Annotated in this window: 15 protein-coding genes; 2 read left to right on the plus strand and 13 right to left on the minus strand. The window is 46.1% G+C overall.

The window, feature by feature from the left end:
- Window positions 1–59 precede the first annotated feature (59 nt).
- From lon to Q335_RS0107780, 6 genes are all read right to left on the minus strand, one after another.
- Window positions 60–2,567, minus strand: a complete 2,508-nt coding sequence (gene lon / locus Q335_RS0107755) for an endopeptidase La (RefSeq protein ID WP_028358131.1) — start codon at window positions 2,565–2,567, stop codon at window positions 60–62.
- A 132-nt stretch (window positions 2,568–2,699) separates the two neighbouring features.
- Window positions 2,700–4,022 carry an ATP-dependent Clp protease ATP-binding subunit ClpX gene (clpX, locus tag Q335_RS09775; RefSeq protein ID WP_038369669.1) on the minus strand — a complete coding sequence of 441 codons (1,323 nt, stop codon included), beginning with the start codon at window positions 4,020–4,022 and terminating at the stop codon, window positions 2,700–2,702.
- A 1-nt stretch (window position 4,023) separates the two neighbouring features.
- Window positions 4,024–4,683 (minus strand): ATP-dependent Clp endopeptidase proteolytic subunit ClpP, encoded by a 660-nt coding sequence (gene clpP, locus Q335_RS10255; RefSeq protein WP_028358132.1) that lies wholly within the window; start codon window positions 4,681–4,683, stop codon window positions 4,024–4,026.
- A complete protein-coding gene (tig, locus tag Q335_RS0107770) occupies window positions 4,684–5,994 on the minus strand; it encodes a trigger factor (RefSeq protein ID WP_028358133.1) in 1,311 nt (436 codons plus the stop codon).
- Window positions 5,995–6,311: 317 nt separating this feature from the next.
- Complete coding sequence (locus Q335_RS0107775) at window positions 6,312–7,688, minus strand: L-serine ammonia-lyase (RefSeq protein WP_028358134.1); 1,377 nt, start codon at window positions 7,686–7,688, stop codon at window positions 6,312–6,314.
- A gap of 77 nt (window positions 7,689–7,765) precedes the next feature.
- The gene (locus Q335_RS0107780; protein WP_028358135.1) at window positions 7,766–11,305 is read right to left on the minus strand and encodes a YhdP family phospholipid transporter; all 3,540 of its coding nucleotides are present in this window, start codon (window positions 11,303–11,305) and stop codon (window positions 7,766–7,768) included.
- 220 nt (window positions 11,306–11,525) lie between these two features.
- Between Q335_RS0107780 and glnE the strand changes: the two genes are divergently transcribed.
- Window positions 11,526–14,339 carry a bifunctional [glutamate--ammonia ligase]-adenylyl-L-tyrosine phosphorylase/[glutamate--ammonia-ligase] adenylyltransferase gene (gene glnE / locus Q335_RS09780; RefSeq protein ID WP_038369672.1) on the plus strand — a complete coding sequence of 938 codons (2,814 nt, stop codon included), beginning with the start codon at window positions 11,526–11,528 and terminating at the stop codon, window positions 14,337–14,339.
- Window positions 14,340–14,522: 183 nt separating this feature from the next.
- On the plus strand, window positions 14,523–15,194 hold the full coding sequence (locus tag Q335_RS0107790; protein ID WP_028358136.1) for an epoxyqueuosine reductase QueH: 672 nt from the start codon (window positions 14,523–14,525) through the stop codon (window positions 15,192–15,194).
- A gap of 227 nt (window positions 15,195–15,421) precedes the next feature.
- Here Q335_RS0107790 and Q335_RS0107795 read toward each other — a convergent pair whose 3' ends face one another.
- From Q335_RS0107795 to alaC, 7 genes are all read right to left on the minus strand, one after another.
- Complete coding sequence (locus Q335_RS0107795; protein WP_028358137.1) at window positions 15,422–15,892, minus strand: ExbD/TolR family protein; 471 nt, start codon at window positions 15,890–15,892, stop codon at window positions 15,422–15,424.
- Window position 15,893: 1 nt separating this feature from the next.
- Window positions 15,894–16,730, minus strand: a complete 837-nt coding sequence (locus Q335_RS09785) for a MotA/TolQ/ExbB proton channel family protein (RefSeq protein WP_051532404.1) — start codon at window positions 16,728–16,730, stop codon at window positions 15,894–15,896.
- Window positions 16,731–16,760: 30 nt separating this feature from the next.
- The gene (locus Q335_RS10070) at window positions 16,761–17,597 is read right to left on the minus strand and encodes an energy transducer TonB (protein WP_051532405.1); all 837 of its coding nucleotides are present in this window, start codon (window positions 17,595–17,597) and stop codon (window positions 16,761–16,763) included.
- Between the two features lie 108 nt (window positions 17,598–17,705).
- Window positions 17,706–18,098, minus strand: a complete 393-nt coding sequence (locus Q335_RS0107810; protein ID WP_245588295.1) for a fluoride efflux transporter FluC — start codon at window positions 18,096–18,098, stop codon at window positions 17,706–17,708.
- Between the two features lie 50 nt (window positions 18,099–18,148).
- Window positions 18,149–19,561 carry a threonine synthase gene (gene thrC, locus Q335_RS0107815; protein WP_028358139.1) on the minus strand — a complete coding sequence of 471 codons (1,413 nt, stop codon included), beginning with the start codon at window positions 19,559–19,561 and terminating at the stop codon, window positions 18,149–18,151.
- Window positions 19,558–20,868 (minus strand): homoserine dehydrogenase, encoded by a 1,311-nt coding sequence (locus Q335_RS0107820; RefSeq protein ID WP_028358140.1) that lies wholly within the window; start codon window positions 20,866–20,868, stop codon window positions 19,558–19,560. Before Q335_RS0107820 ends, thrC begins: the two co-directional genes overlap by 4 nt.
- Window positions 20,869–20,876: 8 nt before the next feature.
- Window positions 20,877–22,064, minus strand: coding sequence for an alanine transaminase (gene alaC, locus Q335_RS0107825; protein WP_028358141.1), 1,188 nt, complete (start codon window positions 22,062–22,064; stop codon window positions 20,877–20,879).
- Between the last annotated feature and the right edge of the window lie 27 nt (window positions 22,065–22,091).

The following is a 22,091-nucleotide window of genomic DNA, read 5'->3' on the forward strand; positions in this document are numbered from 1 at the left end:
TGAGCGGGTTATTTATTTGATAGTGGCTTGTTTAACGTACTAATTGCTCGTAAATACCACTAGTGTTTGGTACTGGCCTGATTGCTATGCTCGCCACTCTCATTGCGCATAAGAGCTTTGCGAGTGAGCTCAGCAATTTGAGCCTCGGTTAATGGCTCAGGTAAACGCTCTAACGCCACTTCCAACACTTTGTCAATCCAACGCACTGGAATAATCTCCAATTTGTTTTTGACTTTGTCTGGGATCTCACTGAGATCTTTGACATTTTCTTCGGGAATGAGGACCGTTTTGATGCCGCCTCTGTGTGCCGCTAAGAGTTTCTCTTTGAGACCACCAATGGCTAGCACCTCGCCTCTTAGGGTGATTTCACCAGTCATCGCCACATCGGCACGCACTGGAATGCCAGATAAAGCTGAAATCAAGGCGGTGGTAATTGCAATCCCGGCGGAAGGACCATCCTTAGGCGTAGCCCCTTCTGGAACATGGATGTGAATGTCTTTTTTCTCAAAAACCACATCTTCAAAGCCCAGTTTGTAGGCGCGGGAACGCACAACAGTACGCGCCGCTTGCATCGATTCCTTCATGACATCACCCAGTGAACCCGTATACTGGATATTGCCTTTACCACTCATGGTAGCGACCTCAATGGTGAGTAAATCACCGCCCACTTCGGTCCATGCTAAACCAGTGACTTGACCGACTTGGTTTTCTTTTTCGGCCATACCGAAATTGAACTTGCGCACACCTAAGTACTTATCAAGGTTTTTGGCATTGACCTTGACCGTTTTAGACGTCGCTTTAGTGCTAGATTTTGTGCTAGCTTTAGTCGCCTTTTTGCTGCGAGGGTTAGAGGCTTTGGCCGCATCCTCAGCCAGTGAGACCTCTTTGACAACTTTACGACAAATTTTAGAAATCTCACGTTCCAAACCACGAACCCCCGCTTCACGTGTGTAGTAACGCACAATATCACGGATCGCGGTCTCTGCAATCTCTAACTCCTCTGGTTTAAGACCGTTATTTTTGAGGAGTTTAGGAATTAAGTGATCTTGAGCAATGTGGATTTTTTCGTCCTCGGTATAGCCAGATAAACGAATCACCTCCATGCGGTCCAATAAGGCCGCTGGGATATCCAGGGTATTACTGGTAGCCACAAACATCACATCAGATAAATCGTAATCAACCTCGGTGTAATGATCTTGGAACGTATGGTTTTGTTCTGGGTCCAGTACTTCGAGTAAGGCCGAAGCTGGATCACCTCTAAAGTCCATACCAAGTTTGTCGATTTCATCCAATAAAAAAAGTGGATTACGGACACCTACCTTGCTCATGTTTTGGAGGATTTTGCCAGGCATGGCACCAATATAGGTACGACGATGACCTCGAATTTCGGCCTCGTCTCGGACGCCCCCTAAAGCCATACGCACGTATTTGCGGTTAGTGGCTTTGGCGATTGATTGGCCAAGCGACGTCTTACCGACCCCCGGAGGCCCCACTAAACATAGAATCGGTGCTTTAAGTTTACCGACCCGATTTTGGACAGCGAGATATTCGATAATGCGTTCTTTGACACGTTCTAGACCATAGTGATCCGCGTTCAATATGTCCTCAGCATTGCTCAGTGAATGGCTGACACGACTTTTTTTCTTCCAAGGCAAATCTACTAGCACATCAATGTAGTTACGCACCACACTCGCCTCGGCCGACATCGGCGACATGAGTTTGAGTTTTTTGAATTCAGACAACGCCTTTTCTTCGACCTCTTTAGGCATTTGTGCTTTTTTGATTTTGCTCTCAAGCTCGTCAAGATCAGCACCGTCCTCGCCCTCACCAAGTTCTTTTTGGATGGCTTTGACTTGCTCATTGAGATAATAGTCGCGTTGGCTTTTTTCCATTTGTTGCTTAACACGACCACGGATGCGTCTTTCGGACTGCAGAATTTGGATCTCACCACCGATGTGGCCAAGGATACGCTCTAAGCGCTCAGTCACATTCGTGAGCTCAAGCAATTGTTGCTTTTCTTCTTGCTTGATCGGCATATGCGCGCAAATTGTATCGGCTAAAGCATCGGCGTCATCAATCGCATTGATATTGTTGGAGACTTCGGGTGGGATTTTTTTGTTGAGTTTGACGTAATGGTCAAATTGCTCGAGGATCATGCGACGTAAAGCTTCGGTTTCGTCGGCATGCGCAGCCACCTCTGTAGGCACGGGCTGGGCTTGCGCCACAAAATACTCGCCATTGTCCTTAATGGCACTAATATCGGCACGCTCTGTACCCTCGACCAGCACCTTAATGGTACCGTCTGGTAGTTTGAGCAATTGCAAGATATTCGCAAACACACCCATGCTGTAGATATCTTCGGCTTTTGGATCATCCTCACTCGCCGTTTTTTGGGCCACTAAAATGACCTCTTTACCGTGTTCCTCGGTGGCTGCTTCGAGAGCGCTAATAGATCGCGCGCGACCCACGAAGAGCGGAATCACCATATGTGGAAAGACCACCACGTCGCGTAATGGCAAGACAGGTAATTCTTTGCTGGTTGTCATCGTTGTATCTTTTGTAGTCATATAATAATTGTCCTAAAAGACAGTATAGATACATAAAATATGGGGCTCGAAAGATGAATTTCAAGCCCCATTTAAAGTGCAGAATAACTAAGTATACGTGTCTTAGATCATCACGATAATCACGTTATTTAGTTAGGATGCTTTGTCACGTGCTGGCTGTTCAGCATCATTTGAAGAAGGCTTAGCACTTAGTTTATCACTTGCTGGCTTAGCACGATAACTTAAGGAGGGTTTGGCTTGACCGAGTACAGCCACCTTGGTCAAGGTAACTTTTTTGACATCCTCAAGGGAAGGCAAATCAAACATCGTATCCATCAAGCTTGCCTCAACAATCGAGCGTAGACCACGGGCTCCCGTCTTGCGAGCAATGGCTTTTTCGGCAATGGCACGCAGAGCCTCGTCAGTGACTTCAAGCTCCACATCTTCCATTTTCAATAATTGCTGATATTGCTTGATCAAAGCGTTTTTGGGTTCCGTCAGGATTTTGACTAAAGCATCGGTATCAAGCTCTTGTAAGGTCGCCAATACTGGCAGACGGCCTACTAACTCAGGGATCAAGCCGAATTTAATAATATCTTCAGGTTCGACCATGCTGAAAATTTGACCCACGCTTTTGTCGGACTTGGCTTGGACAGACGCTGAGAAACCGATGCCGGATTTTTCGGTACGGTTTTGAACCACTTTTTCGAGACCATCAAACGCGCCACCGACAATAAAGAGAATATTGGTGGTGTCGACTTGGATGAAGTCTTGGTTAGGATGTTTCCGTCCACCTTGAGGTGCCACAGAAGCCACTGTACCCTCAATTAATTTGAGTAGGGCTTGTTGCACCCCCTCACCTGATACATCGCGAGTAATCGAAGGATTCTCTGACTTGCGTGAGATTTTGTCGATCTCATCGATATAAATAATCGCTTGTTGCGCTTTATCGATATCGTAATCGCAGTTCTGTAATAGTTTGGTGATGATATTTTCAACATCTTCACCAACATATCCAGCTTCAGTTAAGGTGGTGGCATCGGCCATGACAAAGGGCACATCAATCATGCGCGCCAAACTTTGTGCCAGTAATGTTTTGCCGGAGCCCGTCGGACCAATCAATAATATATTACTCTTAGAGAGCTCAACGCTATCTTCGGATTTATGACCTTGATGTCGAATCCGTTTGTAATGGTTGTAGACAGCCACGGACAGATTACGTTTTGGAATTTCTTGACCAATCACGTATTGATCAAGAAACGCCTTAATCTCGTGAGGTTTAGGCAATTCCTTCTCTATGCCTTCCTTTAAGGATTCCTGCTCTCTTTCCTCGAGTAGATTAAAGCTTTCATGCACACATTCATCACAAATAAAGGTGTGGCCCAACCCCGAAATCATTTGATTGACTTCGGATGCTGACTTATTACAAAAGCTACAAACCATTTCGTCTTTGTCTGACTTTTTTTTGTCTACCATGCTATAACTCAACGTCGCGAGATTCTAAAACTTGATCCACTAACCCAAATTCTTTGGCTTTGAGAGGGTCCATGTAGTTATCACGCTCAGTATGTTGGCGGATTTCTTCGATAGGTTGCCCTGTGTGTTTGGCCAAGATACCATTGAGGCGATCACGCAAGCTAAGAATTTCTTTGGCTTGAATCTCTATGTCTGTGGCCTGACCCTGAGCACCGCCAAGGGGCTGGTGAATCATAATGCGAGAATTCGGCAAGCTATAACGCTTACCTGGCGCACCCGCACATAATAAAAAGGCACCCATACTCGCCGCTAGCCCCGTACATAGGGTAGAAACTTCGGGTTTAATAAATTGCATGGTGTCATAAATCCCCAGGCCGGCATAAACACCGCCACCCGGAGAATTAATATATAAAGACACATCTTTATCAGGGTTTTCTGACTCTAGGAACAGCAATTGAGCAACTACTAAATTAGCCGTTTGATCATTTACCTGTCCGACTAAAAAGATGACTCGCTCTTTGAGGAGGCGAGAATAAATATCATAGGAGCGCTCACCGCGACCCGATTGCTCAATCACCATAGGGATATAGCCGAGGCTTGATGGGCGCACGGACTCATCCCCATGGATGCTGGCATAAAAATCAGTAAACTTACTAGACATTTAGGCTTGTCCCATAATTTCTTTGAAAGGAATCTCTTCTTCTTTGACCTTAGCTTTAGAGAGTACAAAATCAATCACATTGTCTTCTAGAACTAAGGCTTCAATTTCGGCACGACGTTGCGCATCGGTCAAGTAGTAAGTCACTACCTCTTCTGGTTTTTCGTAGTTTTGGGCAAACTCGTTGATTTTGGCTTTGACTTGCTCAGGTTTAGCTTGGAGGTTTTCTTTTTCGACTAACTCAGACACTAATAAACCTAAACGCACACGACGCTCTGCCTCAGCTTTGAACAGCTCAGCAGGCAAATCCATTTGTTCTGGATTAGGAACACCACGGGCTTTAAGCTCTTCGCGAGCCGCTTGAATACGGTGTGCAACTTCGTTTTGAACCAAAGCGGCTGGCACATCAAAGTTCGTCGCTTTAGCGATAGCGTCCATGGTTGCGGATTTGGTGCGGTTTTTAGCGCGGTTTTCGGCTTCACGAGCAATGTTGTCTTTGATTTCTGCTTTGAGTTTCTCGATATCGCCCTCTTCTTGACCGAGAGATTTAGCAAATTCGCTATCAATTTCTGGCAATACGGGGGCTTCGACTTTTTTCATGGTGAGCGTAAATTCTGCTGTTTTGCCCGCCACTTCTTTACCGTGATAATCCTCTGGGAAGGCTAAGTCAAATTTAGTTTCTTCGCCTTTTTTGAGGCCTTGAGCGGCCTTGTCAAATTCTGGCAACATTTGACCTTGACCAACTAGGAAAACAAAATCACTGGCCTTACCACCTTCGAATTCTTCACCATCGATACGGCCCACAAAGTCAACCGTGCAACGATCCTCGGCTTGAGAAGCACGATCAGTTTCTTGATATTGAGCACGTTGTTTACGAAGAATATCGAGTGTATCTTGCACCTCAGCGTCAGTCACTTTGCATTCGTATTTAGTAGTTTCTACTTGGCTAAGATCAGGCAATTCGATTTCTGGGAACACTTCAAATTTAGCTGTAAAAGCTAATTGACCTTCTTCACCCTTTTCGTCACCGGCTTCTTTGGGCTCGATAGAGGGTTGACCAGCTACCTTGAGGTCAGATTCTTGAACGGCTTTACTAAAGGCTTCGCCGACTTTTTGGTTAATCACATCAAAACGCACGCTAGGACCGTGGCTGCGCTCAATCACAGATAAAGGCGCTTTACCAGGTCGGAAACCTTGCACTTTAGCCTTACGTGCAACTTGTTGTAGTTGTTTTTTTACTTCTGCCTCGATATCAGCGGATGAGACAATCAAATCAACCTGACGTTGCAGGCCTTCAAGTTTTTGTACTTGCATGTGTTTTTACCTTTGTAATTAAACTTATAATCTTTAACTGGGTTAAGTAAATAACCTATTATTCTACCTAAAAATACTAAAAAAAACTGTATTGTTGTGGCTTGCTTAAGAATCGTTATGTACCCTAAACGTCAATAAAGCGCCTAAAAACTATATCCCGTTCCTAAACCCAGACCTGCACCATTATTATTGCCAAAAAAGTAGCCACCTAATGTATCACAGGCCGTTAAGCTGCTCATCAGCGCCAAGCAACACAGTAGTTTACACAGCGTTCGTAAATATTTTTTCATGGTTAATGAAGATGTATTAGTGAAGGCCTAACATTCAGTGATATTTACCGCGAGGCCGCCTTGAGAGGTTTCTTTATAGATACTCATCATATCTCTGCCAGTTTGTAACATGGTGGCAATGACTTTATCAAGAGAGATCACATGCTCTCCATCACCACGCAACGCCATATGGGAAGCATTGATAGCTTTGACGGCGCCCATCGCATTGCGTTCAATGCACGGTACTTGCACCAAACCACCAATCGGATCGCAAGTCATGCCTAGATTATGTTCCATCCCAATTTCGGCGGCATTTTCGACCTGTTCGATGCTACCCCCTTGAACGGCTGTAAGGGCCGCCGCGGCCATGGAGCAGGCCACGCCGACTTCACCCTGACAACCCACTTCGGCCCCAGAAATCGAGGCATTTTCTTTATAAAGAATACCAATCGCCGCCGCCGTGAGTAGAAATTCCAGCACTTTTTGTTGGCTATCTTCAATATCGTGGAACTTGGTATAAAAATGCAGTACGGCCGGTATTACGCCAGCCGCGCCGTTGGTCGGCGCCGTCACAATCCGACCCCCAGAGGCATTCTCTTCATTGACTGAGATGGCAAACAGATTGACCCAATCCATCATATAGAACGCTTCGTTGTGATTGACGTCATTTTTTTGTAAAAATTTATATAAGGTCGGTGCACGCCGTTTAACATTAAAACCACCTGGCAGCACGCCTTCGGTTTGTAGGCCACGATCAACACAGGCTTGCATGGTGTTCCAAATGCGCATCACTCCATCAATGATTTCTTGCTCTGAGCGCATGGCGAGCTCGTTTTTCATCATCAGTTGCGCGATAGTTAAACTATTTTTTCGGCACAACTCCAATAAATTACGGGAGGATTTAAAAGCATACGGTACTTCGATAGTCGCTTCGGGTTCGTCGGCATTGAGCTCGTCTTTATCGACGACAAAACCACCACCAATAGAAAAATACTCGCGTTGTAGTAACACATTGCCGTTTTCATCAAAGGCCTCACAACGCATACCATTAGGATGTTCGGGCAGACTATCAAAGGCATTTAAAATCAAATCGGTATTTTCATCGAAATCGATTTTGTGTGCTTGCAATAGATTCACACTCATGGTTTCACGGGTTTGCTTGACTAATTGAGGAATTAAATCCGGCTCAATTTTGTCTGGCATATGACCATATAAACCTGTGATGACGGCGGTATCACTCCCGTGACCAATCCCAGTGGAACCTAAAGAGCCAAAAAGCTGTACTTTGACGCGCTGGACTTGTGTTAGCAGCTGCGCTTGCTGCAGCTCCTTAACAAAGCGTACAGCGGCAATCATCGGACCTACCGTGTGAGAACTCGAGGGTCCTACGCCAATTTTAAAAACATCGAAAATACTTAAGGGCATATCTATACCTATATTCTATGAGCGTGCTGACCCATTGATGGTTTTAGCTTATAGTGAAGTTGGGTCGGAAAGTAGGCTTAGTCGAGTTGCATGGGTTTGCCATCTAGCAGCGGTTTTTGCCAAGTACCTTGAATGTGGAAATCTTGCTCGAGCGCTGATTCCAAAGGTCGTCGCAATAGCCATTGGCCTAATAAAGCCTGAGCCCCAATGATAGGATTAAAAACAATGCCCGTGGCAAGGGCAGCCCCACTTAGCTCCATGTGTGGCTTAACATGGGCTCGAAAATCTAATTGCTGGGTATTAAGGTGACTCTGACCATTTGCGCGAGCATCTAAAACATTACTAAATAGCTCAAACTGTTTTAAGCTCAGCAGTTGATGTTGCAATTGTATATTAAAATTGACTTTTTCAAAAGCCATACCCTCTTGCAACGTATCACGCAAATTAGAGGCAATATAAGGTAGATGGCTCAATGCTTGTAAAGAAATCAATTGCAAGACCTGCAGTGCCTTGGAGTCTATCGCCTTAATCCGGCCTTGTTGCAGGCTCGCGTATAAATTAGCATCGAGGGTCTCTAAATGTAAATCATTGACATCGGGTACCTGCACATTAAGCGTGGCATCTGCCTTGGTTTGTGCTAAATCTTCTGTGACATCCAAGGCCTCTAGCAACTGACCTAGGTTAGCGATTTTTAATTGACCATGCAGGCTCAAGGGCACTTGCTGCGCATGCCGTCTAAGGTCGCCTGAAGTCTGCAAACACAGCATGGCCCCACACAGATTGAAATGTTCTAAATGCCACTGCTGGTGGCCTTGCGCCTGACCTCGGATATTTAAACGACCGAGGGCGTGATCCTGATAATACAACTGATTGATTTGCACATCGAGTGCGTTGACTGGCCAGTGTTTAGAGTCAATTAAAGGCGCATCATCTGACCGAGACTTCTTGGCTTTGGTCTCCGGTGCACCTGATTCTAGAGGCCACTTAAGATAAGCAAAACGCCCTGTCAAACGCTCGATGGCCTGTCCTGACTGTCCCTTCATTTGTAGCTGTCCTGCTAGTACGGGACTCTGTAACTGTAAGGTCCAGTGGTCTGGCGTTGGCTGCTGAGCCTTGAGTTTAAGATTGGCTACTTGATAATCATCATAAAGCAGTTGCTGAATCGCTAAATCTAGGTGCTTAAGAGGCGGCAAAATACGTTTTGAGGGGCCGCTGTCTTGGCTCTTCGATGTTTGTGGCTGATGCGCTTGCCAACTTTGCTCGAACCGCGCAAAAGCATTTTCAATGTCATTGACATTAAGGCGTTTGACTTGGCCCTGAATGCTAAACGGCGAGGCTCCTAATTGCGCCGGCTGATCAATCCCCACAGCTACCCTATGGAAATAAGCCTGATGCTGGTCAAAAGGCTTGCCTTCCAGGCGCTCAAACAAGCCTTGCAAAGCACCTTTACCAATATCTACCTGGAGCAAAGCCTTACCCTTGCCGACCTGTTCTTGCATCTCATTCCATTGCATGAAAATTGGCAGCGGTATAACGGCCGCTTTATGTAGATCGCCGGGTAGTTTTAAGGCTAAACCTTTGAGATCAGCATGCAGTTGTGCTTTGATTTGCTGGACTTGATTAAATGCCAAATTCAAATGGTACTGGGTACTGCCCTGCATTAAATTTTGGGTTTGCATTTGCAAAAACTGACCTAAGCCTTGCGCCGTAAAACTAGCGTTTACATCTAGACTATGATTCGCTCGGCCAATATAACCCTGCATATGCCCCTTTCCACCTAAGGAGTTAAAACGTGCTGTTTTAACTTGCAACCAATGCTCGTTAAATGGCATTTCGGCCTGCAAATGTGTCACTTTAGGATAAACAGGATCGTATAAAAAGCTGGCATCGCTGACATGAATCACGCCATCGACCTCGGTGCTATCACTGTCCATGACTGGAATTTTGAGGGCCAACGGAATCATCGCCTTACCACTGGCTTGCGCATTATCTAAATTATGGTCGAGCAGTCTTGACAGGGGCGTTTGCTTTGATAAGGCTAAAAAATCACCAAGTTCGGTATGCGCTTGGGCATTCACATAAACTTGCGCATTGTGATTGAGCGACTCGATGCGAGCCTTAAGATCATGAAAATCAATCACGCGCTTACCTGTTTTATTGTGGGCGTAACCCAGTGGTGTCTGGAGACTGATCTGGTCTTGCTTGAACTGAAAATACCCTTGCTTCACATAAATATCGGGCCAATCATCGGCTGTGTTGGCGGGTGAAAAGTCCAATTGCAATTGCTTAAATTTGGCTTGAATATCCGCAAAACCTTGCTCGCTGTTTTCATAAGGAAAATCATCGACTAAGCCATTGATAATAAACTTACCGTCGTACATATAGCCCGATTTAAAAGCATTATCGAGCCAATCCAAAGCATCTTTTTCCATGGTTGTCGGAAAAAGCGTTGGTAAAAAAGGCAGATCCAAGTGCTTAATGCTGCCCTGTAACTTCATCCTACCATCATCATGCTCGGCTAAAGCCTGCCAATCCCCCTGAAAATGGGCTTGTAATTTGGGGTCTTGAACATATAAATCATCGACAAGCACCTGCCACAAATCGTGACTCTGCTTGATTTGCAAGCGATAATTCATATTCGTCAGCGCAAAACCATGTCTAAAGAGTTCATAGGCGCCAATACTAAAGCGCTTAATATGTCCCTTTAACCGAATGGGAAATTGCAATTCATCGTTTGACCAAGCCATTTCAAGTGTGCCGGGTCCTAAATGCAAGTCCTCAATTGCATCTATATCGGCCTGACCTGTATGTAGATTTTGCAGACGGATATCGGACCAAGAAAGCTGACTCTCTAGTGTCAAAGGCTGGTCTTTTTGGGGCAACTGCGCATCGATCACAAGATTTAGTGGTTCTGGCCCCATCAGCGGTGCTTGTGCCTGGGCCGTCAGGCGCATTTTTTGTTGGTGACGCCACAAACTCACGCTCGGTAATAAAATATCTTGACTTTGCTGCCAATCCTTATCATCACGCACGCGAATGGCCAGGTGGCGCATCGTTATCTCTAAGTGATCGAGCCAGTTAAACCAGTCTTCTTGTTGCAATTGGCGCAAAGACTGCGTCAGAGAAAAATCACTATCGCCTGACGCTATCGCTTGCCCAGCAATCGACCACTGCCCCGCTGCATCACGCCAGGCTTGGGAGCAGATATTGTCAATGGTGAGGTTGAGGATTTTGTGATGCGGGCGCAATAACGCCGTAAAATTAAGGCCTAGACTGACTTCATCGATGGAGAAATGCGTCGGCATCGTGGTTTGTGCCTTAGGCGCTGGCTCCTGATTGTGAGTATAAGCTTGTTCTGAGCTTTGACAATAATCCGGCTTGGTCGAGGGAGCCGTCGAATTGGCTGCCGTCGTATTGGCGCTTTCCGGATCCAGATAAAGTTGTTTGAGCTTAAGTTGGGGTTTGAGTAAATTATTATTGAGCTCAATATCTGTGATTTTTAGAGGAAGACCGGTCTCTTGCAAGGCCAGATCTTGCAGTTGCTCCTTCCAGTGCTGCAGATTTTGATGCAAATAAAAGTGTAAGGCCAACCAGCCTGTTAAGATTAACAGCAGCAAAAATACAACGATATAGAGCAGTATGCGTATAATTTTCTTAAGTTTGGCTTCGTTCTTAAGTTTGTCTTTCTTGTCTTTCTTAAGTGTATTTAGTTTTTTAATAATCTACCCCTGCCTAGTCAGCCTGCACAGTCATCTATGTAATTCTTAACCCTAACCCTAAATTCTAACAAAATAAGGCAAACCAATTTAGGTTGCTCGTGTGTAGTGAGGAATAATCATGCTAAACAAGGCCTTGCAGTGGTCTAATTATCTAAGACACTATCTCAATATTCATAGTGATCAAGAAGCGCGACTGTTAGCGGATGTGCAAGCGCCCCTATGCCTCAGTACTATCGATCAATGGTTACAACAGGCGCTCCAAGCCCACGGCGTGAGCACAGATTCCTATCATACTCACCATCTCTCAGCCGCCACTTGCAGTCCTGTACTCAGACAAGTCCGAACCCGTGTGTTTCAAACCCTATTAGTGCGAGACATCAATGGTCAAGCGGACTTCAATGAGGTCACTCAGGCCATGTCCTATTTTGCGGACCAAGCCATTGCTCTTGCCTATCAATGTGCGATGCAAGAGCTGAGTGACTTACACGATATGCCCAGAGATGAGCAGGGCCTACCCTTAGAGATGTTGATTTTGGGCATGGGTAAGTTGGGCGGTTGCGAGCTGAATGTGTCTTCTGACATTGATCTGATCATGCTCTACCCTCAGGATGGTGAAACCACGGGGCGCCGGCCAATCAGTTTTCATCAATTTTATTCTCGCCTCACCCAAAAAATCCTCAATCTCCTCTCTGACCAAAGCGCCGATGGCTTTGTGTTTCGAACCGATTTACGTTTGCGCCCCGATGGCGATAGTGGACCATTGGCCTGGAGTTTGAGTGCCTTAGAGAATTATTTAGTGACCCAAGGCCGTGAATGGGAACGCTACGCCTGGATCAAGGCGCGCGTGATCCCGGTCAAGGCCTTTGCTGAAAGCCAAGTTGTGCCCTATATTCAGCAACTTAAAGAATTACAAATCCCTTTTGTCTATCGCAAGTATTTTGATTTTGATGCCCTCTCTTCCATGCGCAAGCTACGCGAACAAATCAGGCAGCAATGGAATCAAACCGTTCGCAACAAGAGCCGTTTAGACGAGCAAGACAATATCAAGCTAGGCATAGGGGGCATTAGAGAAATCGAATTCATTGTGCAAATCCAGCAACTGGTGCGAGGCGGACGGCAATCGGCATTGCAACAAAGCAATATGCTAATGGCTTTGCAAGTGCAAGTCGAGCTCGGCTTACTCAGCGCTGAACACGCTCAACAGCTTCGTCAAGCCTATTTGTTTTTGCGTCAAACCGAGCATTTTTTACAATATCAAAACGATGCGCAGACGCACTTACTGCCTAAACAAGACGAGCCGCGTAAAATCCTAGCGAGTCTTTTTAGTATGAGTGTGGACGAATTTGATACATGCTTGGCGCAACATCGGCAAACCGTTAACCAATTATTCAAAAATGCCTTTCGTTTGATTGGTATGCAAGAAGAAGAGGAGCAAGAACATAGCTTAAATGTCGAGGAAGAAGCAGCAAATCCCGATAATAATACGCTCATCCAATCCCTCTATACACCAGAACAAGCACAACAAGTACAACAGCATCTTAAATTACTATATGACAGCTATCGGATTAAGAAACTCTCGGCAAGTGCGCAAACGCGCCTCAAAAAGCTGATTCCTATTATTTTGCAAAATAGTGCCGAATACAAAAACGCAGAGATCGTATGTAAGCGTTTGCTGGATCTTGTAGAGACCGTGGCGCAACGCAGCTCCTACATTGCCTTATTGGCTGAATTTCCCAATACTATTGGCCGAGTGGCTCGCATCTTTAATGCCAGCTATTGGGCCGCCGAATACGTGATTCACCACCCCTTGCTACTAGATAGCCTGATTGACTGGCAGGCTCTGATGCAGCCCGTCAATATCGAAGAGATTGCCCAAGAACTGAGCCAAGAACTAGATGCTTGCATCACCCAAGAGGGTCAGGCAGATATAGAAACACAGATGAACATCATGCGCGATGTGCAACGTCAGGTCACTTTCCAACTCATGGCGCAGGATCTAGAGGGCTTATTGACGGTTGAGGCGCTCGGTGATTTACTCTCAGCCTTGGCAGATATGTTGCTGCAAGAGAGCATGGTGCGCGTCTGGCCGCAAATTCGCCAAAAATATCAACATCTACCCTCAGAGCCGAGTTTTGCCATCATCGCTTATGGTCGCTTAGGCGGCAAAGAATTGGGTTATGCCTCCGATCTAGACCTGGTGTTTTTATATGATGATCCAAATCCAGAGGCCAGTGATTACTATGCACGCTTTGGGCGGCGCTTGAGTAATTGGTTATCTACCTTAACCTCTTCAGGTCGCCTCTACGAGATTGATATACGTTTGCGCCCAGACGGTGAAGCTGGATTACTCGCCGTCTCTTGTGAAGGCTTTAAAATTTACCAAGATAAACACGCCTGGGCTTGGGAACACCAAGCACTCACCCGAGCTCGTTTTGCGGCGGGAAACCATCAAGTGGGCGCCAAGTTCGAAGTCATTCGTCAAGAGGTGCTACTAAAAAAACGCAACATTCCGGAGCTCAAACGTGAGATCGTTAATATGCGCATCAAAATGCGAGACGGTCATCCCAATCGTAGCGCCCTGTTTGATCTCAAACACGATGCCGGCGGTTTGGTCGATGTAGAGTTTATGACGCAATTCTTGGTCTTAGGCTATGCGCATGAGCACCCAGAACTTCTCAAAAACTTGGGCAATATCGCCTTGCTTAAAGTAGCGGCACAATTACAATTAATCCCCGAAAACCTAGCCATCGCCGCGGCCGATGCCTATAGGCATCTACGCCGAGTGCAACATAAACTGCGCTTGCGAGGCATGGATAAAGCACGAATCGAAGCCGATAAATTGTATGCACAACGTTATGCCGTGATTGAGCTTTGGAATCACGTCTTTGCCGAAAATCCTCAGGACCTACCTAGCCAACCATTACATGAATAGATGCCAGGCTTTTGGCCGTGTGATGGCTTTCGGGTTTACGTCTTTTTAGTCTTTTATGGCTAAGCAATAACTAGAGTATCGGCACCTCAAGAGTTGAGGATCTGCTTAGATCAATTCAATGGCAGGCTGTGTACAGGGCGTAACTTTGTTAAAATATGGACTTTAGATTTTTTGATAGTCGTTATGTCACAAACTACCCAACGCAAACCCCTTATCTTACCTAAGGGCCGTCACAAAGTACTTTTGCATTCGTGCTGTGCGCCTTGCTCGGGTGAAGTTATGGAAGCGATGCTCGAGGCAGGCATTGATTATAGTATCTTTTTTTATAATCCAAATATTCATCCTGTCAAAGAATACGAGATTCGCAAAGAAGAGAATATTCGTTTTGCTGAGCAACATGGCATTGAATTTATCGATGCTGATTATGACGTTGACAATTGGTTTGAGCGCGTCAAAGGAATGGAATGGGAACCTGAGCGCGGGATTCGTTGTACGGCCTGTTTTGATATGCGCTTTGAACGTACGGCGCTGTATGCGCATGAACATGGTTTCGATACCATCACGAGTTCGCTGGGCATTTCACGTTGGAAGGACATGAATCAGATTAATGGCTGTGGTGAGCGTGCTGCAGCGCGTTATCCTGATCTGATTTACTGGACACAGAACTGGCGCAAAGGCGGTGGTTCTGCACGCATGATTGAAATCAGTAAACGTGAGCACTTCTACCAACAAGAATACTGTGGTTGCGTCTATTCCCTTCGAGATACCAATCGCTTTCGTCGTGAACGCGGTCGCGAAAAAATTGAGATCGGTGTCAAATTCTATGGCATGGACGAGATTAACGAATCGAGTTAATCGAGTGTCCCCTAGGATGTTGCGTTCTACTATTTAGCTCTGCTCGTCTACCTGGTCGAGGCCTTCGAGAGACAAATTCAGTCTACGATAGCAGGTAATTGCCACTAGTGCGACTGTCCCAAACCTGTACCATACAAGCCCGCTATTGCCCTGATTGGCAGCTAGCATAAAAAAAGAAAGAAAAAGCCACCCTTTGGGTGGCTTTTTTGGGTATGGGCGTGATCGTATTAGTGACTGCTCTCAGCCTTGTTAGCGCCCTTTTGCTCACTCGCCTCATTATTCGCATTAGGACTAGTCACAAAGTTAAGTTTTTTGAGACCGCTAAGTTTAGCTTTAGCCATGATTTGCGCCAAAATTTCGTAACGTGAGTCTTTATCAGCACGAATCCGTAGATCGGGTTGTGGATCTTCTTTAGAAATATCGGCCATTTTGGCTTCAAGTTCTTCCATACTGATTGGGTTCTCGTCCCAAAAGATATTGCCACTGTCATCAATCGCCAAATCGACTTTCTTGGGCTCCTCTTTGATAGCTTCGGTGCTTGCTTTAGGCACGTCGATAACGATAGAGTGAGCCATTAGAGGTGCCGTGATAATAAAGATAATCAACAACACCAACATCACGTCGATTAAAGGCACCATATTGATTTCGGAGACAGTGCCAAAACTACTTTTGTTACTGTTTAGTCCACCAAAAGCCATATTATACGTCCTCGTGATTGATGCCAGATTTATCGGCTAAAGCCGTAGCCGCTGGCGTCACATGTTGGTTTGAGTTGGCTTTAAGGTGCTGCGCAGAACCCGTGGCAGACGTCGTCACCACACCTAAGACATCGTAGGCAAAGCCATCGAGTTTGGCAAGTGTTAAACGGTTACGACGCACAAAGGCATTGAGCGCTAAGACCGCTGGGATCGCTACCGCCAAACCTAAGCCAGTCATGACTAAAGCTTCACCAATAGGGCCAGCCACTTGGTTAATGGTCACGCCATCCGCATGGCTAATCCCCATAAGGGCGTGATAAACCCCCCAAACCGTACCGAATAAGCCCACAAAGGGTGCTGTTGAACCAATAGAGCTGAGCAGAGTAAGACCACTTTCAATTTTGGCGGTTTCGGCCTCTATACTGCGACGAATAGAACGAGTCACAAAGTCAACACTACCATCATGAAAACCAGATTGACCCGTATATTTCTCGTATTGTGAACTCGCAACTAAGGCTGACTTCGTCAAGCGAGAAAACATATCGTGAGTGCCTTTCTCTTCGATTTGTTTGCGTAAATCATGTAAGTCAGTGTGGTTGTCCCAGAATTTTTTGAGAAACTCACGACTGCGACCTTTACGAATCAAACCAGCAATCGTTTTATAGAAAATTAAATACCATGTGATGATGGCCATCACAATCAAAATCACAAATAACGTCTTACCGATCACATCGGTATCGTTGAAATAACTTAAGAAACCATTGTTAGAAGACTGCGCAGCAGTTGTATTAACTTCATTTAATACGGTCAATGGTAGTTGTAACCATGAAACGGACATGACACTTTCCTTAACTTGATTGGATTTATATTAAAAATTAAATGTAAACGGTACATCCGCTTTAGCGGGTTTGGCGACGCCATTTTCGGTATACGGGTAGAAGCTGACCTCATTAACACGTCTGAGTACTTCTTTGTTGAGTAAAGGATTGCTACTACCCTTCATGAGTTGGGTCGCGATCACTTTACCTTGGGCATTGACGGTCACCCGTACAATCACCGTCTCACCGCTACCACCTCGTCGCGCAATGGCTGAGGAAACCTTGATGTTAGGTTTGCGTTTGTAGCGAATACCATTGACTAAACGTGGCGCTTGATTATTGGCGGTTGAACCACCTCCTTTAGTGACACCATCTGGCACACCAAAAGGTTTAAGTTGACCGTCAAACTGCGCTGGGCCATTAAAGGCATTTTGCGCATTGCTATTGGGTACTGGTTTGCTTATCTGCTTAGGTGGCTGTTTACGCTCACGCTTAGGCTTAGGTTTAGGTTTGGGCTTAGGCTTCGGTTTTGGCTTAGGTTTAACGATCTCTTTGACCACAGGCTCAGGTTCTGGTTCGGGCTCAGGCTCTGGCTCAGGTTTGACCTCTTCTTCAACCGGTTCTTCTTTGACCTCTTCTTCGGGTTCTGGTTCTGGCGCCGCGGCCGTTGGTTGCTCTAATTGCTCCCCTTTTGGTAGCGGCAACTCCTCCAGACTCACGGAGACTAGAGGTAAATCGGTAGTGGCTTCTTGAGTCTCGGGCTTAGCGTACATAATAAGCCCTGCAATAATCCCCAAAAAAATTAGGGTTATCAAGATGCTTAATGGATGCAACCACCAAGGGATATCTGTATCAGCTTGATTTGTTGTTTGATTATTTTGGTTCACAAATGAATCCGATGCGATTTGAAATACAATGAAATTGAGAATAATTATTATTAGCGAAATTATATTTCAAATTAGATCTATTTGCAACCAGTTGTTAAGTTGTTCGCTTCATTTAGCGATCAATTGCACACTATAAAACGCTACAGCGGTCGCACACAACGTGGCTATGACACTGCTAGCCATATATAACAGCGCCAGCAAGGTCTGGCCTTTCATGAAGTACAAGATGACTTCACTGGAGAAGGTTGAAAATGTCGTAAAGCCCCCTAGTGCACCGGTGACCAGAAACAAGCTTAACCAAGTGGGCGGGGCTTGGGTGACCTGCCAATAAGAAAGCAGTAGCCCAATCAGCAAGCCCCCAAGGACATTGGCGAACATCGTGCCCCACGGCCAATCTGGCTGATTAAGCGCAAGGCCTAACAGCCAGCGTGCACAAGCACCCAGGGCAGCGCCGCTAGCAACGGCTAAAATATGAAGAGGTGTGATAATAGCGAAATTCAAAGCAAAAGCAGGTTAAGAAAGATCTCCAGAATACAGAGGACAAGTAGAATTTAATTTTCGCCTATATGCTGTTGTATAAAATCCTTAACAATGTCGACGTCGCATTCGAGCTCCATCACATGCTGGGGTAATTGCTCGATATTTTCAAGCGCTGCTGGACGAGGGGCAGGCTGACCAATGGCCTCTTGAATCGTTTCGGAGAACTTAGCCGGCAGCGCTGTCTCGAGCACCAGCATAGGAATATTCGGTTGGCTAAAGTGGCGAGCGACATTGACGCCATCTGCCGTGTGTGGGTCAATTAAGACACCATGTTGCTCATACGTCTCTTTAATGACAGCTAGGCGTTCTGTATGCGAACTGGTGCCGGCCACAAAGCCAAACGCTTGCTCAAAAGCCGCCTGTTTGCTGCTAAGATCAAAATAGCCTTGCGTCTGAAGTTGCGTCCACAGTTGCTTGACGCTGTTAGGATCCTGTTCAAAGAGATCAAAAACAAAGCGCTCAAAATTAGACGCCTTGGAGATATCCATAGATGGACTGGATGTCGCGTAGGTTTGTTCACTGGCACGAGGTCGATAGACGCCTGTATTAAAGAACTCTTCGAGGACGTTATTTTCGTTGGTAGCCAGTACTAAATGATGAATCGGCAAGCCCATTTGACGGGCATAGTGACCTGCCAGAATATTACCAAAATTGCCGGATGGAACTGTAAAAGAAACCTGTTGATCCTCATGTTGAGTGGCGCGCAACCAAGCCCAAAAATAATACACAATTTGTGCAGCGATACGGGCAAAGTTAATCGAATTGACCGCGCCAAGATGATATTTTTTCTTAAAGTCTATGTCCCCGGCTAAGGCCTTGACAATATCTTGGCACTCATCAAACACCCCTTTGACAGCAATATTAAAAATATTGTCTTCATCTAATGAGTACATTTGCGCGCGTTGAAATGCGCTCATGCGCCCTTGGGGTGAAAGCATAAAGACTCTCAAACCTTTTTTGCCCTTAAGCGCATATTCGGCAGCAGAGCCTGTATCGCCCGAAGTCGCCCCAAGAATATTAAGTTCGCGATGTTGTTTGAGTAATACATATTCAAACAAATTACCTAACAATTGCATGGCCATGTCTTTAAAGGCCAAGGTAGGCCCTTCGGACAAACCAACCAAGCTGATATGCTCGTCGATGGGTTTGAGAGGCACGATTTGTGCCGAACCAAAGATCTCGGCAGTGTAGGTTTTTTGGCATAACTGCGCTAAATCGTGCTTCGGTATGTCCGTAAAATACAGACTCAGAATCTCCGTGGCCAACTCCGCATAAGACAAGGATCGCCAGGCCTGGAGGGTTGGCTTAGTTACCGTGGGGATATGCGCTGGCACATAGAGGCCACCATCGGGCGCTAATCCCTCTAGTAACACAGTAGAAAATTCGACAGCGTCTACGCCGCCCCGAGTCGATAGGTATTTCATTGGAAATTCTCCAAACGTAAGCGCACGATTTTCGATTGTAAGTACGGCAAGTTTTGGATTTGGGCAAGTGCTTCGTCGACATCACCTTCCCGCGCTTCGTGCGTCAAGAAAATGATATTGGCACTACTTTGTGAGGCCTCTTTGGGTTCTTGCACCATGGAATCAATCGAAATATGACGTTGCGCCAAAATACGGGTGATATCCGCCAGCACGCCTGGTTGATCGACCACTTGCATGCGTAAATAATAGGCACTGATGGTGTCAGACATATCCAAGATTGGATAATCGGCTAAGGCCTCTGGTTGAAAAGCTAAATGCGGCACGCGGTTATCAGCATCCGCTGTCATCATGCGTGTCACATCCACAATATCGGCTACTACTGCCGATGCCGTCGGCTCGGCGCCTGCGCCGGGGCCATAATACAGAGTTTCGCCCACGGCATCACCCTTGACCACCACCGCATTCATGACTTGCTCTACACTGGCTAAGAGCTTGCGTTCTGGCACTAAGGTAGGATGGACACGTAACTCAATGCCCTTGTCTTGACGCTTGGCAATGCCTAATAATTTAGTGCGGTAACCTAGACGTGCGGCATAAGCGACATCATGCGTTTCGAGTTGCGTAATGCCCTCGATATAGACTTTATCGAACTGAATATTAATACCAAAGGCAATCGCGGCCAATAATGTCAGTTTATGAGCCGCATCTACTCCTTCGATATCAAAGGTCGGATCGGCTTCGGCGTAACCCAATGCCTGCGCCTGTTTGAGCACCTCTTGAAACGGTAATTTATGTTCGCGCATTTGCGACAAAATAAAATTCGTCGTGCCATTAATAATGCCAGCAACCCACTGGATACGATTGGCACTCAAACCTTCACGCATTGCCTTGATAATAGGGATACCACCCGCCACAGCAGCTTCAAAATTCACCATGATATTGTTTTGGCTCGCCAGCGTAAAAATCTCTTTGCCATGCATGGCCAATAAGGCTTTGTTGGCCGTGACCACATGTTTGTGATTTTGGATCGCTTGTAGAATTAAGGTTTTGGCTAAATCGGTACCGCCGATGAGCTCAACCACAATATCAATCTCTGGATCATTGACCAGCGCATGCAAATCATTATCGACCTTAATGGTGTCACGAATGTGACTGGGCACTTTTGAGGGGGTGCGTGTAGCAATGCGCACAATCTCCATATGACGGCCCGCGCGTCGAGCAATCTCTTGGGCATTACGTGTCAAAACCTCCCACGTGCCACTACCGACCACGCCAAACCCTAAAATGCCAATTTTTACGGAATTCAATTTACTATTCATTGGCTAAACCCGTCTTTTTTGAACATGTCCTTGATACCACGCAGCGCCTGACGAATTCGTTGCTCGTTTTCTATTAGGGCAAATCGCACATGGTTATCCCCCATATCACCAAAACCGATTCCTGGTGATACAGCAACTTTGGCTTCGCTTAAGAGTTTTTTGGAAAACTCTAATGAGCCCATGGATTTATATTGCTCAGGAATCTCGGCCCAGATATACATGGACGCTTTGGGAATTTCTACCATCCAACCGATATCATGCAGACCCTTGGCGAGCAAATCACGGCGTTTTTGGTATTCTTTAGTGACTTCCCGGACGGAGTCTTGAGGCCCATCTAGCGCCGCAATAGCCGCCACTTGAATGGGGGTGAACATCCCATAATCATGGTAGCTTTTGATGCGCGCTAGGGCGTTGACAATTTCTTGGTTGCCTACCATGAAACCCACACGCCAACCGGCCATGTTATAGCTCTTACTCATGGTAAAAAACTCGACTGCAACGTCTTTGGCGCCTGGCACTTGCATGATAGAAGGAGGCACATAATCATCAAAAGCGATGTCAGCATAGGCCAAATCATGCACCACCATAATATCGTGCTCGCGTGCTAAATTAACGACTCGCTCAAAGAACGCTAAATCCACACATTGTGCAGTGGGGTTGCTCGGAAAGCCCACGATCAGCATCTTTGGTTTTGGGATACATTCGCGCACCGCCCGTTCTATTTCTTCAAGGAAATCAATGCCTGGACCAATGGGTATGGATCGGATATTAGCCCCAGCAATCACGGGACCATAAATATGGATGGGATAACTAGGATTGGGCACGAGCACAGTATCACCGGCATCTAGCGTAGCCAGCATAAGATGCGCTAAGCCCTCTTTGGAGCCAATGGTTACCACAGCCTCTGTGTTTGGGTCCAATTCGACGTCGTAACGGCGGGCATACCAATCCGTAATGGATTTACGTAAACGTGGAATGCCTTTAGAAACTGAATAGCCATGGGTATGTGGTTTATTAGCGGCTTCGACGAGTTTATCAACGATATGCTGAGGCGTTGGGCCATCTGGGTTACCCATGGAGAGATCAATAATATCCTCGCCACGACGACGGGCAGCCATTTTGAGTTCGCCAGTAATATTAAAGACGTATGGGGGCAGGCGCTCAATTCTAGGGAATGTTTTCATAATTGTTGCTCTAATTGGTGTCGATCC

It is taken from the genome of Brackiella oedipodis DSM 13743 (genome assembly GCF_000621025.1).
Lineage (GTDB): Bacteria > Pseudomonadota > Gammaproteobacteria > Burkholderiales > Burkholderiaceae_B > Oligella > Oligella oedipodis.

Coding starts and splice junctions, on each gene's coding strand:
- tig (WP_028358133.1), bottom strand. CDS start 5,994: ATGCAAGTACAAAAACTTGAAGGCCTGCAACGTCAGGTTGATTTGATT.
- lon (WP_028358131.1), bottom strand. CDS start 2,567: ATGACTACAAAAGATACAACGATGACAACCAGCAAAGAATTACCTGTC.
- Q335_RS0107795 (WP_028358137.1), bottom strand. CDS start 15,892: ATGGCTTTTGGTGGACTAAACAGTAACAAAAGTAGTTTTGGCACTGTC.
- Q335_RS0107790 (WP_028358136.1), top strand. CDS start 14,523: ATGTCACAAACTACCCAACGCAAACCCCTTATCTTACCTAAGGGCCGT.
- clpP (WP_028358132.1), bottom strand. CDS start 4,683: ATGTCTAGTAAGTTTACTGATTTTTATGCCAGCATCCATGGGGATGAG.
- Q335_RS09785 (WP_051532404.1), bottom strand. CDS start 16,730: ATGTCCGTTTCATGGTTACAACTACCATTGACCGTATTAAATGAAGTT.
- Q335_RS0107775 (WP_028358134.1), bottom strand. CDS start 7,688: ATGCCCTTAAGTATTTTCGATGTTTTTAAAATTGGCGTAGGACCCTCG.
- alaC (WP_028358141.1), bottom strand. CDS start 22,064: ATGAAAACATTCCCTAGAATTGAGCGCCTGCCCCCATACGTCTTTAAT.
- thrC (WP_028358139.1), bottom strand. CDS start 19,561: ATGAAATACCTATCGACTCGGGGCGGCGTAGACGCTGTCGAATTTTCT.
- glnE (WP_038369672.1), top strand. CDS start 11,526: ATGCTAAACAAGGCCTTGCAGTGGTCTAATTATCTAAGACACTATCTC.
- clpX (WP_038369669.1), bottom strand. CDS start 4,022: ATGGTAGACAAAAAAAAGTCAGACAAAGACGAAATGGTTTGTAGCTTT.